The organism is Rhodococcus sp. Q, assembly GCF_005503035.1.
In the GTDB taxonomy this organism is placed as follows: domain Bacteria; phylum Actinomycetota; class Actinomycetes; order Mycobacteriales; family Mycobacteriaceae; genus Rhodococcus_G.
This window is the reverse complement of record NZ_SCOY01000022.1, coordinates 62,568-75,181: the sequence shown is the minus strand read 5'-3', so window position 1 is coordinate 75,181 and position 12,614 is coordinate 62,568. Positions and strand designations below refer to the sequence as shown.

Genomic DNA, 12,614 nt, shown 5'->3' with positions numbered 1-12,614 from the left:
GGTCGACGGGGTGTACCGGAACAGGAGGAGCCAACGGAGAGTCGACCGCGGGAGGTGCCGCCTCCGCGGGAGGTACCTCCGCCTGCCCGCAGATCGCGTCGATCGCCGACTCCACCGCGCATCGCGCCCCGTCGACGACGTCCTCGACCGCCGCAACGAACTCCGTCAGCACGGTCAGGCATGCCGCGACATGCGCGGCGAGAACCGCACGCGGCCACCCGGCACCCGGTTCGTCCACCCGCTGCCCGAACGTCCTGCTGACGAATTCCGTTCTTGCGAGGGATGACTCGCGGATCAGGTCACCCGCCTCGTCGAGCGTGCGCGCGGCCGCGAGAACGGCGACGCAGTCGGCACGGGCGAGGTCGAGATGCAGGCCCAGTGCGGCGAGCGCGGTGTCGGCCGCGTCACCCGACCAGGCCACGCGCAGGCGCTCGACCGCCTGCTCCTGCGCGAGGAGATGCGCACGCATGACTGCTGCGGTGGAGCGCAGGACATCGGCGTCGCCATGGAGCGCGTCCGGGTCGAGCGACAACGCGGCGCGGTAGCGCTCGACGACTCGGGCCATGTCGTCGTTCATCCCGGCGAGGCCGCCGAGCCGGGTGAGGTACGCCAGACCCGACGATTCCCCGGCGAGCAGCGCGTCGTTCACGGGTCGACCCGCCCGATGCTCTCCGCGGCGGCCCGGTCCTGCTCGCGGTAACGGTCGGCGGTGGCCGACAGACGGGCCGCGTCGGTCGCGGCTCGCCGAGCCCACGCCCGGATGCCCTCGGCCAGGGCGCCACTCCGGTACTCCACCGTTGCGTCGACCCGGTCCGCGAGGAGCACGAGTTCCCCCGCCGAATCGACGAAGGCGGCGGCAACCGACCTCACCGTCTCGTCGTCGAACTTCAGTTCTCCGCCCACGTTCCACTCCCCTGCCTGCCGGTCACCGGTTCAGACGCAGCGGGAGCGGATTCGGTTCCGCGAACGGGGTCGACACCTCGGACCGAGGCGACCCGACAGAATTCTCAGACCGACGCGACCCGGTCCGCGAGCCCGTCGGCGAGAGTGCGCGCGACCTCGATCTCCGTCGCCTCGACCATCACGCGGACCAGTTGCTCGGTGCCGGACGGACGCAGCAGGACCCGGCCGGTGTCACCGAGTCGGCGCTCGGCGTCGGCGACCGCGGCGAGCACCTGCGGTGCGACGGCGACGGCTGCCTTGTCGCTGACCTTCACGTTGACGAGGACCTGCGGGAGGGTCTGCATCACTGCGGCGAGCGCAGCGAGTGTGGAGCCGGTCTGGGCCATCCTCGCCATCAGACGCAGGCCGGTGAGCACTCCGTCGCCGGTGGTTCCGAAGCCGGGAAGGACGACATGCCCGGACTGTTCTCCGCCGAGACTGAAGCTGCCCGAGCGCAGTTCCTCGAGGACGTACCGGTCGCCGACGGCGGTCGTCCGCACCTCGATGCCCGCTTCCCGCATCGCGATGTGCAGGCCGAGGTTGCTCATGACGGTGGTGACGAGGGTGTTGCCCGCCAGCTCGCCCGACTCCCGCATCGCGACCGCGAGAACGGACATGATCGCGTCACCGTCCACGATCGCACCGGTCGCGTCGACGGCGAGGCACCTGTCGGCATCCCCGTCGTGGGCCAGGCCCAGGTCGGCGCCGTGCGCCAGCACGGCTGCCTGCAGATCCTCGAGGTGCGTCGACCCGCAGCCGTCGTTGATGTTGTAGCCGTCCGGGGTGTTGTGGAGCTCGACGACGGTGGCGCCTGCGGCGCGGTAGGCGGCGGGCCCGACGTCAGATGCGGCGCCGTTGGCGCAGTCCACGACGACGGTGATCCCGTCGAGGGCGCGGCTGTCGATCGCGCGGCCGAGGTGGGCCAGGTAGCGGGAGGCCGCGTCGTCGGCGTGGACGACACGACCGATCGCGGCACCGGTGGGCCGCGGGATCAGGTCACGGTCCTCGAGCGCCGCCTCGATGCGATCCTCGGACTCGTCGTCGAGTTTGTGGCCACCCGCGGCGAAGATCTTGATGCCGTTGTCGGGCATCGGGTTGTGGGACGCGGAGATCATCACGCCGAGTGCGGCGTCGTAGGCGCCCGTGAGGTGGGCGACCGCGGGGGTGGGGAGGACGCCGACGTCGATGACGTCTACGCCGGCGGAACACAGCCCTGCTGTGACGGCGGCGGCCAGCATCTCGCCGCTGGCACGAGGGTCACGACCGATGACCGCGGTCGGCCGGGGAGCGCCCCGCTCGGACAGCGCGAGCACCGATGCTGCTGCCCCCGCGATGCGCAGCGCCAGTTCCGCGTCGAGGTATGCGTTGGCGAGACCCCGCACACCGTCCGTACCGAACATTCGACCCATGAATGAAGACCCCTTGCCGTTGGTGGTGTTTCGGCGATTGTCGCTTTCCTACGCCAAGAGCAGGCGTCCGGTGTTGCTGGACGCCTGCTCTTGGTGAACAGGTCCCGGCCGCCACCTCGGAGGGCGGGGCCGGTGCCACATCAGCGCTTCGAGTACTGCGAAGCCTTGCGGGCCTTCTTCAGGCCGTACTTCTTGCGCTCGACGGCGCGGGCGTCACGGGTGAGGAAGCCGGCGCTCTTGAGAGCCGGACGATCCTCGGGGGTGACCTCGATCAGGGCGCGGGCGATGGCCAGACGCAGCGCGCCGGCCTGGCCGGACGGGCCGCCACCGTGCAGGAGCGCGGTGATGTCGAAGGACTCGGCCCGCTCGACGGTGACCAGCGGAGCCTTGATCAGCTGCTGGTGCACCTTGTTCGGGAAGTAGTCCTCCATGGTGCGGCCGTTGAGCTTGAACTCACCGGTGCCGGGGGTCAGGCGGACGCGGACGACCGCTTCCTTGCGACGACCGACGGTCTGGATCGGGCGATCGATGTAGATCGGGGCAGCGGGGGCGACAGCCTCCTCGACCACGTACTCCTCGACGGCCTCGGGCTCGGCGGCGAACTCCTCGACGACGACCTCTGCGGTCTCGACCTCGGGGGTCTCGTTCTGCTCGCTCACTGGGCCACCTGCTTGATCTCGAACGGAACCGGCTGCTGCGCGGCGTGGGGGTGATTCGGGCCTGCGTAGACCTTCAGCTTGCCTGCGATCGCGCGGCCGAGCTTGTTCTTCGGGATCATGCCGGTGACGGCCTTCTCCACGAGGCGATCGGGGTTGTTCGCAAGCACCTCACCGACGGAGCGGGACTTGAGGCCACCGGGATGTCCGGAGTGGTGGTGCAGGAACTTGTCCGTGCGCTTGTTACCGGAGATGGCAACCTTGTCGGCGTTGATGATGACGACGAAGTCGCCTCCGTCAACGTTGGGGGCAAAGGTGGGCTTGTGCTTGCCGCGCAGCAGGGTCGCTGCCTGGACGGCAAGGCGGCCGAGCACCACGTCGGTGGCGTCGATGACGTACCACTGCCGGGTGACGTCACCAGCCTTCGGGGCGTAGGTAGACACAGCTACTTCCTCGTCAACTCGTTCACTGCTGGCCGTGGCGGACGATACGGAGTCGCTCCCGGCGGCCAGTGGAGACCCGGGAACCCGCGGGACGACGGCACCCGAGAGTGCGCGACGTATCGCACGCCAGCAGACGACCTTACCGTCCAGGTCAGGGAGGGTCAAAGCGAGGTAGCGCGGCTCACGTCGAGGAATCGAGCCGGCTTCGCGAATCGGCGCGCAACTTCAGCAGGTAGAAGCCGGACAACGTGGCGACGACGAGCCAGACGACGGCGGCAACGACGTCGAGTGTGTAGATGCCGACACCGGCGCCGACCAGGCCGACGAGGAACACCACGGTGCCGAGGATCTTCTTCGCGGGGGGAGGGTTTGTGGCCATCGAGGAGCACCTACTCGGACGTTTCGGTGGGATGTATCGAACGGTAACGCGTGTCACTGTGCCATCCGGGGAGGCGCGCCAGCGACTGATCGCGTGCCCGCAGGCGCGCATGCCGAGTCATCGCGCTCGCGGTGCGCCCACCCGAATCATCGCGCTCGAGCCCCGCCCGAGCCGAGTCATCGCAGGGCTGTCGCTCCGCGTTCCGCGAGCATCACCGTCAACAAACCGATCTCGCCGCCCTGCTCCTGGACCGCGGCACGAGCGCTCTGCTTGACCGGACCGTCGACGAGCAACGCGTCGGCCGCGCGGGCCATCTCGACACCTCCGAGGTGGTGGCGAAGCATCAACTGCAGGAACACCACCTCGGCGTCGCGTCCGTGCGCAGCGGACAGTGCGTCGAGTTCGGCCATCGACGCCATCCCCGTCATCGATGCCCCCGGTTCTGCCGCGCTGTCGTCGTGTCCGGCGTGGTCGGGTGCGATGTTCCAGGCCATCGGCCGAGGATTGGTCGGCGGTGCGTCGGCCAGGCGCAGCCAGCCCAGCAGCGTGCCGATCTCGACTCGCTGGGTGTCCCCGATCTGCCGCGCCAGGGCGGCCACCGCGGGATCGACATCCGGGGCGAGCCGGAGGGTCATCGCCAACGCCTGCTGGTGGTGCTCGGCCATGTCCTGCACGAACCCGATCTCGGCGGCGCTCAGGACGGGTTCGGCAACGGACTCCTCGGGCACGACGACCGGTCGAAGCGCGGCACCGACCACCAGCAGCAACACTGCCAGTGACGCCAACGCGCCCGCCCGAATCGCCGTGCCGCGCGTCATGACCCGATCGTCGATCTCTGGTTCGCGGGCGGCGTGTACACGGACTCGTCGAGATGCAGGGCCATGAACCCGTTGTCGGAACACGTCACCCACAGCTCGTTGCCCCGCCATTCCGGAGGCGAGAGGCACCAGTCGGTGGAGAGATCGCCACCGACGACCATGCCTGCGCGAGAGGTGATCGCCTGACCGAGGTCGAACTGTCCACCTGCGGCCGCCTGGAAAGCCGCGGGCGCGCTGAGGAGTGGCACGCCGAGCACCGAGGCGAGGGCGTGCGGGGAGTTCACGCGCTCCAGGTTGCGGTCCGTCATCGCGGGCGGGTTGTAGTAGGCGATCTCCCGGACGTCGAACGGGTCGCTGACGTCGAAGACCCGGATGCCGGACGAGATCCAGCCGCATGCCAGTGCCGTCGGATTCGTCGGCCGGTCCGCCGCGCAGTAGTGCGACTCGTAGGAGAACGCCGAGCCGCCCATTCCGGAGCCGATCTGGCTGTCGATGTTCTCCGGGAGGTTGATCTCGAGCTTGACGGAATTGACGACACCCGGCTTCGTGTCGTCCTCGATGTCGATCAGCTTGACCCCACCGGACCCGCCCTCGTTCACGGTGAAGAGGTACGGATGCCCGTCGTAGGTGACGGGGATGCTGTGCTGGGTGGCCCAGCCGTCGGTCCACGACAACTGCGACACCTGCGGCACCCGAGGATTGGGGTCGCGCCGCTGCACGGCGCTGGTGTCGAGGACGGTCACGCCGCCGAAGTTGTTGGACACGTACATGCGGTTACCGTCGGGACTGATCCCGAATCCGTGTGCGGAGATGCCGATCCAGCTCTGCCAGACCACACGCGGCTGCGACGGATCGGTGAGATCGACTGCGCTCACGACCCCCTCGGTGCCGGTCGACCAGTAGGTCCTTCCGTCCGGGGAGAAGCCTGCCTCGTGGGCGGTGATGGGCAGCGGCATCTGCAGACTGGTTCCCGGACCGGGATTGAGCAGTCGCGGATGCGCGCAGTCGGTGATGTCGTAGACCGACAGCAAGCCGGCTCCGACCAGAGCGGGAACACCGCTGCCCACGAGCAGTTTCCGGCCCGGGTGGACCTTGAGGCTCTCCCAGGTTCCGGCCATCATGGCCGGTTCGGTGAGGGTGACGGTGGGGACCGGGTTCGCCGGGTCGGAAACGTCGAGGACCTGCACGCCCGTGGAGTCCCCGACCACGCTGCCGGGGAACGTTGTGCCCATGTAGGCGCAGTCGTCGTACGAGGCGGAGACGATGCCGCCACCCTTGCCTGCGAAGCCACCGACCCGGGAGATGTTGCACTGGTAGCCGTCTCGGCTTCGCCCGCTGTCCCGGTCGGCGGCGGGCACGTCACCCTGCAGTCCGGTTTCGGGTCGCGAGCCGGGACCGCAGTCGGCGCGTGCCGCGGCGACGCGTCCGACATCGTGGACTTCCCGCACGACTCCCGCGGTGTCCACCGCCGGGGCGGCGGCGACGTGACCGACCGGAATCAGCAGCGCCGCTGCAACGGCGACCACGGTCGATCGACGACGCCGAAGACCGTGTCCCCACAGCACATTGCCACCCACAGCACGGTTTCCCCACAGCACGATGACTCCCCCAATCGTCGGAGCACGGGCTCCGGTCAACGGTAATCCGCGTCCCGCACGGCGCGGCGCGGATTCGACCACATCCGTTCGGACATCGGCGCCGGTCAGAAGACGGTGCCGACGTCCTTCGCGATGACGTTGTCGATGGCGCGTTCGGCGACCGCGGCGATCGTCATCGACGGGTTGCAGGCACCGGTCGTTCCCGGGATCAGGGCCCCGTCGAGAACGTAGAGACCGGGCTGTCCCTCGACGCGACCGTCGATGTCACAGACGGTGCCCATGGGGGCGCCGCCGAGCGCATGCCAGGTGGACGGCACGATCAGGTTCGTGTCGGTGAGCACGCTGCCCGGACCGGCAATCCTGTTGACGCTCGGACCGATCGAGCCGTTCTGGATGACCGAATCGCCGTCTGCGGGCCAGAACAGTGTCGCTTCGTCGCGCCCGGCGTCGTACCGGAACCGGCCGCGGCTGTCGCTGACTCCGAATCCGACGAGCATCGTGCTGGCCATGTCCCTCGAGATCGACGGAATGGACGCCTGGATGACGGAGTGCGCCCGGGTCGGGTCGTCCCAGTTCAGGCTGCCGTAGACGACGGGTCCGCCCTGCGTCACACCGAAACCCGCGGCCGGATTCGTCCACACGTAGATCCGGTCGGCGTTGGTTCCCCAGCCGCCGCCGAGTCCGTCCGGCATGTCCGGAATCTTTCCCGTCGCGGCCGACCGCACCAGCAGCTTCGTGGTGTTGACACTGCCCGCGGCCATGATCAGCGCATCAGTGGTGAGGACCTTGTTCTCGAGGACGTTGCCCGCGGTGTCGATCCGGTTGACGTGGACCCGCCATCGACCGCCCCCTGCGCGCTCGATGTCGGTGACCTCGTGCAGCGTTTCGACGGTCACGTTGCCCGTCGCCTCCGCCGCGGCGATGTAGGTGACATCGACGGAGTGCTTCCCGCCGTTGTTGACGCCCATCGCTCCGGAACCGTCCGTGTAGGACGGCGCCATCTCGCCGCGAAGCTCGGCGAGGGCGTAGTTCCAGTCGATCGGCATCGGGATCTTCGACAGCGGCATTCCCGCGCGCCGCACGTGCTCGGCGAACACGCGCGGAGCCTTGTACGGTTCGCTCTCGATGAGTTCGTCGGGCGCTGTCGCGAGCTGGAGCATCTTCGCGACGCGGGGGTAGTGCACCCGGTTCATGGTTTGCCAGTCGAGCTCGTTCGGGAAGTAGGTGTTGAATACCGCCTCGGAGGGCTGCAGCGACATTCCCTGGTAGACAAGCGAACCGCCGCCGACGCCTGCCGGGCACAGCGCGGTCATGTTCTCACCGACGACGGCTTCCACGAGGCCGACGTACGGGTCGAACGCGACGGGCTTGCCGAAGAGCTGCGGTGCGGAGCGGTACCAGAGCAGACGCTTGTCGGGCGCGGTCGGGTTCGGGAAGGTCTTCGCGTTCGGCCCTGTGTTCCAACGGATGCCGCGCTCCAACACGAGAACCTTGACGCCCGCCTGGGCGAGGCGGAGGGAGGCGACGCCGCCGCCGAATCCGGAGCCGATGACGACGACGCGGTGATCCTCGTGTGTGAGCGGAATCCGCCGGACACCACCGGCGGCACCGGTTCTCGTCGCGGCGGCGATGCCGGCCTGGGCCGTTGCGGTGGGCGCGGCGGCGAGCGCGGCACCGGCGGCCGCCGCCGCGGCGAAGAAGGACCGACGGTTTATCCCGGACACAGATGTACCTCCCGAAACGCGTGTGACATGGCCCCCCGGAACGGATACGGCGTGAATGCCGTCACGGTCGATCCGAGACGGCTAAAAGTAGACACTCTGACGCGCGAGTGTCAATAACCTGCCCAGGAAGTCGAGGTCACGCGGAGCAGGAGCACCAGCTCACCTGACACCCGGCGTCACGACCCGAGGGTTGTCCACTGGTTCGACGGTGCGCAGTACACGGAGTCGCCGAGCCGCAGTGCCAGAAATCCGTTGTCCGCGCGTACAACCCACATCTCGTCACCTCGTCACACCGGAGGCGAGACACACCAGTCGGCCGGCAGATCGCCGCCGGCGACCATGCCCGACCTGGACGTCGGCGCCTGGCCCGGATCGAACTCTCCGCACAGCGTGGGGTTCGGCGGAGGAATCCGCCGAACCCCACGTTGTTGTCATGTCAGCCGCTGGACCAACTCGGCACTCCTCCCCTCGGCCACCGGATCGACGGGCGGAGTGCTCTGCTTGCGGCCGGTGAACCATTCGATGGCGATCACGCAGACCAGGGCGGCGGCGGCCCAGATCAGGAACGTGACCGCATGGCTTCCGACGCTGTCGCCGCCGAAGTAGAGGATCGAGCGGGCCGACTCGACCGCGGCGGGCATCGGCAGGACGTCGTGCAGCACCCGGAAGATCTCCGGCGACATGTAGATCGACAGGCCGCCGCCGGAGGCGGGGACGCCGAGGAACATGACCACCAGGATCACCGGAAGTACGGCGAGCATGCCGAGCAGTCGCGCGAAGACGGCGGTGAACAACGAGATGGTGAACGTCGCGAGTGCACCGATGCCGATCAGCTGCCACGCGTGCCCGGAGACGGCTCCGATGATCGGGCCCGCGATCGTCCACACCACGGCGGACATCGCGACGGCCCATCCGGCCATGATCGGTAGCAGCTTGCGCAGTGCCAGCAGTTCCGGCGCCGCCGTTCCCATGACGATGATGAGCATGAAGCCGGACATCATCCAGCCGATCGCGAGGTACATGCTCACGGTGCCGACGGTGTCGTTGGAGCCGAGCGGGGTGACGTCCTGCTTGGTCAGCGGCATGCCCTGCTGTTGCGCCACCTGCGTGAACACGGTGGTGACGGCCTGCTGCTGGCTCATACCCGCGGCGCCGGCGGTGATCAGCGTCGCCGTCGGGTCGTCCACACTCGGCAGGACGAACGCACCGACGACCGTACGGTCGACGACCAGCTGCTCGGCATCACCGGGTGCGGCGACCTGGAAGTCGAACACTCCCTCCATCGACCTGTCCAGGCCTGCGGCCATCCGCCCGGCCTGCGCGGGGTCGGCGGCGGCGACCGCGATGGGCAGTTCACGCGGCGACGGCTGGTACATCGACGACGTCATGATCGACATCATCATCATGACCATGGCCAGCGGGAACAGCACGATGGTGGCGTAGCGGGCGCGGGTCGACTGCGGCCGGTCACCGGTGAAGGAGGTGAGCGTCGGTTCGGGCAGTGCCGACTCGGGGTTCTTGCGCCGTTTGAGTGCGTCGACGAGCACCGTCAACGCGATCGCGACGAGCGCACCGACCGCGAGGACGACGAGGTGCCCGGCCAGTCCGTTGCCGCCGAAGTACAGGACCGAGCGCAGCGCCTCACCGATGGCGGGTGACGGCAGGAATGTGTACAGGACGGAGAAGATTCCGGGCATCGTGTACACGGACATGCCCAGGTTGGAGGCCGGGATGCCGAGCACCATCAGGAACAGCATGCCGACGAGCACGGCGAGCGGCCCGAAGATGCGGGTGAGGAACAACTGCACGCACGAGATCGCGAACACGCCAAGCCAGCAGATGCCGAGGACCGCGGCCGTGTGCCCCTCGATGGCCCCGAGGATCGGGTTCGCGATGAACCAGACGACGGCCGAGACCAGCGCGGCCCAGCCCGCGAGCAGCGGGTAGATGCGGCGCTTGCGCAGCAGTTCGGGAGCCGCCGAGAGGATCAGGCTCAGGGGCATGTAACCGGCGAGCACGAGTGCCGTGGTCATGAACATGACGCCCAGGCCTGCGCTGTCGTGTGCGGGCAGCGGTGCCAGGTCGTCGGTGCCGACCGTGGCGCCCTCGGATGCCGCGTACGGCACCAGCAACTGGTTGACGGTGGACGCTTGAGATGCACCCGCCGCGCCCGCGGTGAGGACGGTGGCCTCGCCGGAGTCGGAGAACACGACGGCACCGACGACCTCGCGGTCGGTGACGAGTGCCCGTGCCTGGTCGGCGCTGTCGGCGACGCGGACGTCGAGTGCCGACGGATTCGAGGCCTCGAGGGCGTCCGCGAGTCGGGTGGCGTCGGCCTGCGAGGCCCCGACGACGGCGACCGGCAGATCGTGCGGCGTCGGCGCGTGCATCGCCCCGAGGTAGCCGGTCACCATCATCGAGACCATCAGGAACGGGAAGATCAGCATGCCCACATATCGGGCGATCTTCTCCTTACGGGCCCGCGCCGCGTCCACGGCCGCGGGATCCACCTGGTCCACCTCCTCGACAGGCGGTTGCACTCGGTTGCTCACGGCCACTCCTCAGTTCGCGTCACCTATGCCGGCCGACGCCGAGCACTGAATCCAAATTACGCCACGTGACTTAAAATGGGCAATGCGAGACCGGCATGACGTTGGTCTCAGCGCGCGCGAGATCATGGAATCCGGGCCATACCGGCGGACACATCAGCCGGTTTCACCGACGACGGGAGCGAGATGGCGCGCAAGAGCGAGCTGGCGCGTACGGCACTGATGGACGCGGCCGAGGAACTGTTCGGCCGGTACGGCATCGACCAGGTCTCGAGTCGGCGCATCGCCGAGCGCGCGGGGAACTCCAACCATTCCGCGGTCGCCTACCACTTCGGCGACCGTGACGGACTGATCCGGGCCCTGTTCGAGCGGCAGGCCGAGAGCACCGACGAGTTGCGTGTCGCGATGTTCCGCGAGATCGGTCCCGGCGGCAGCCTGACCGATCACCTTCGCTGCATGATTCTCCCTGCCACGCAGTCTTTTTCGGACCTGCCGGTACCGTCGTGGCGCGCGCGGTTCATCAACCAGGCACGCCACAACCCGACCGCGGCCACACTGCTCGCGCAGCGCGCGACGACCGTGTCGACCGCCTCGGAGGAGGTCCGGACTCTGACCATCGCCCATCTCGGCCACCTCGACCGCGATGTGCTGATCGGGCGCGCCTGGATCCTGAGCCGCATGATCTTCGAGGTCTGCGCCGAGTACGAGGCGGGCATCGCCGCGGGCAACCGCGAGGCAGACTGGGCGGCCCTCGGTAACTTTCTCACCGACGCGGCCGCCGGACTGCTCGCGGCGCCGGTGACCGAGCCGAGCCCCTTCCGCCCCACCCCCGACTCGATGCCGTAGAGATCCTGACCGGACGAGATGCCGGTCGCGTCAACAGACGGCGCGAAACGGAGCGCCCCCACCTACCTGTCGGTCGGTGGGGGCGCTCTGTGAGGGGGAATCCCTTGCGGGTGAACCTACTTGGCGAGTTCGACCATCTCGTGGTCGGCAACGACACCGGCGAGCACCCGCAGGTGGTCGTCGGCGCTGCCGAGAGTGTGGCCGATGGCCGTCAGGCGGGACACGTAGTGCCCGACCGGGTACTCGGCGGTCATGCCGATGCCACCGTGCATCTGAATGGCCTCGAGACCGATGTGCCGGGCGGCACGGCTGACCTGCAGCTTGGCCCGCGAGGCGATGATCGGGTCGACGATGCCGTCGGCCAGGTTCATCGTCGCGTACAGGCTCATGCTCGACGCGAGTTCGAGCTCGACGTACATGTCGGCGGCGCGCTGCGTCAGCGTCTGGAACCGCGCCAACGGAACCCCGAACTGCTTGCGCTGCTTGAGGTACTCGGTGGTCAGGCGCAGCGTCTCCTCCATCGCGCCCACGGCCTCGGCACAGAGCGCGGCCTGGGTACGAACCTGGGCGGCGGTGATCGCGGCGGAGGCGTCGCCGCCGTCGCCGAGCTGCTGCGCCACGGCACCCGCGAACTCGATCTGCGCGGCGCGCAGCTCGTCGTGGGTCGCGTACGGCTTGCGGGTGACGCCTGCCGCATCCGCGGCGACGAGGAACAGGCCGATGCCGCCATCCGGAAGAACGGCGCTGACGACGAGCGTCTCCGCGCAGTCACCGTGCAGGACAGGGTTCTTCGTACCGGTGAGCGCCCAGTCGTCGCCCGACTTCACGGCGGTGGTCGCGACGACCTCGTTCGGCCAGCGGCTACCGGGCTCGGCGTGTGCGAACGCCAGCAGGGTGTTGCCCTCGGCAAGCGCGGGCAGGATCTTCGCGCGCTGGTCGGCGGACCCGACCTCGGCGACGAGACCACCGGGGGTCAGGACACCGTCGAGGAACGGTTCCGGCGCGAGCGCGCGACCGATCTCGTTCATCACGGCCATCGTCTCGACGGGGCCGGCGCCCATGCCGCCGTCCTCCTCGGAGAACGGGAGGCCGAGCAGACCGATCTCGGCGAGCTTGCCCCACACGTCGTCGCTCCAGCCCTTGCCGTCGGCGGTGACGGCGTTGCGCTTTTCGGCGTCGTAGCTGCGGCTCAGCAGTTCGCGGGTGGTGTCCCGCAGCATGACCTGTTCGTCATTGAGTTCGAAATCCAT

General features: G+C 68.7%; 12 protein-coding genes. 1 reads left to right on the top strand and 11 read right to left on the bottom strand.

From position 1 onward, the window contains the following. The 10 genes from FFS72_RS18940 to FFS72_RS18895 form a co-directional block, all read right to left on the bottom strand. A partial coding sequence (locus tag FFS72_RS18940) for a hypothetical protein (protein ID WP_212744373.1) occupies positions 1–649 on the bottom strand: 649 nt, incomplete at its 3' end. Next, on the bottom strand, positions 646–903 hold the full coding sequence (locus FFS72_RS18935; protein ID WP_137875374.1) for a hypothetical protein: 258 nt from the start codon (positions 901–903) through the stop codon (positions 646–648). The genes FFS72_RS18940 and FFS72_RS18935, both read right to left, overlap by 4 nt. A gap of 104 nt (positions 904–1,007) precedes the next feature. After that, positions 1,008–2,351: a phosphoglucosamine mutase gene (gene glmM, locus FFS72_RS18930; RefSeq protein ID WP_137875373.1), complete on the bottom strand. Its 1,344-nt coding sequence runs from the start codon at positions 2,349–2,351 to the stop codon at positions 1,008–1,010. A 140-nt stretch (positions 2,352–2,491) separates the two neighbouring features. Continuing rightward, positions 2,492–3,010, bottom strand: coding sequence for a 30S ribosomal protein S9 (gene rpsI, locus FFS72_RS18925; protein ID WP_137875372.1), 519 nt, complete (start codon positions 3,008–3,010; stop codon positions 2,492–2,494). Next, a complete protein-coding gene (rplM, locus tag FFS72_RS18920) occupies positions 3,007–3,450 on the bottom strand; it encodes a 50S ribosomal protein L13 (protein ID WP_050063241.1) in 444 nt (147 codons plus the stop codon). The genes rpsI and rplM overlap by 4 nt, the downstream gene beginning before the upstream one ends. A gap of 181 nt (positions 3,451–3,631) precedes the next feature. Beyond that, entirely contained in the window at positions 3,632–3,829 is a 198-nt protein-coding gene (locus tag FFS72_RS18915) for a hypothetical protein (RefSeq protein ID WP_137875371.1), read from the bottom strand. Positions 3,830–4,005: 176 nt separating this feature from the next. Next, on the bottom strand, positions 4,006–4,647 hold the full coding sequence (locus FFS72_RS18910; protein WP_137875370.1) for a DUF305 domain-containing protein: 642 nt from the start codon (positions 4,645–4,647) through the stop codon (positions 4,006–4,008). Beyond that, the gene (locus FFS72_RS18905) at positions 4,644–6,173 is read right to left on the bottom strand and encodes an LVIVD repeat-containing protein (protein ID WP_502704131.1); all 1,530 of its coding nucleotides are present in this window, start codon (positions 6,171–6,173) and stop codon (positions 4,644–4,646) included. The genes FFS72_RS18910 and FFS72_RS18905 overlap by 4 nt, the downstream gene beginning before the upstream one ends. Positions 6,174–6,349: 176 nt before the next feature. After that, complete coding sequence (locus tag FFS72_RS18900; RefSeq protein WP_137875369.1) at positions 6,350–7,969, bottom strand: GMC oxidoreductase; 1,620 nt, start codon at positions 7,967–7,969, stop codon at positions 6,350–6,352. Positions 7,970–8,400: 431 nt separating this feature from the next. Beyond that, on the bottom strand, positions 8,401–10,521 hold the full coding sequence (locus FFS72_RS18895) for an ABC transporter permease (protein WP_249353403.1): 2,121 nt from the start codon (positions 10,519–10,521) through the stop codon (positions 8,401–8,403). Positions 10,522–10,704: 183 nt separating this feature from the next. Between FFS72_RS18895 and FFS72_RS18890 the strand changes: the two genes are divergently transcribed. Next, on the top strand, positions 10,705–11,364 hold the full coding sequence (locus tag FFS72_RS18890) for a TetR/AcrR family transcriptional regulator (protein WP_137875368.1): 660 nt from the start codon (positions 10,705–10,707) through the stop codon (positions 11,362–11,364). A 116-nt stretch (positions 11,365–11,480) separates the two neighbouring features. Here FFS72_RS18890 and FFS72_RS18885 read toward each other — a convergent pair whose 3' ends face one another. After that, positions 11,481–12,614, bottom strand: a complete 1,134-nt coding sequence (locus FFS72_RS18885; RefSeq protein ID WP_137875367.1) for an acyl-CoA dehydrogenase family protein — start codon at positions 12,612–12,614, stop codon at positions 11,481–11,483.

What these genes read in the sequence shown, in the direction of transcription:
- FFS72_RS18910 (WP_137875370.1), bottom strand. Translation starts at nt 4,647, where the DNA reads ATGACGCGCGGCACGGCGATTCGGGCGGGCGCGTTGGCGTCACTGGCA.
- FFS72_RS18915 (WP_137875371.1), bottom strand. Translation starts at nt 3,829, where the DNA reads ATGGCCACAAACCCTCCCCCCGCGAAGAAGATCCTCGGCACCGTGGTG.
- FFS72_RS18885 (WP_137875367.1), bottom strand. Translation starts at nt 12,614, where the DNA reads ATGGATTTCGAACTCAATGACGAACAGGTCATGCTGCGGGACACCACC.
- FFS72_RS18890 (WP_137875368.1), top strand. Translation starts at nt 10,705, where the DNA reads ATGGCGCGCAAGAGCGAGCTGGCGCGTACGGCACTGATGGACGCGGCC.
- glmM (WP_137875373.1), bottom strand. Translation starts at nt 2,351, where the DNA reads ATGGGTCGAATGTTCGGTACGGACGGTGTGCGGGGTCTCGCCAACGCA.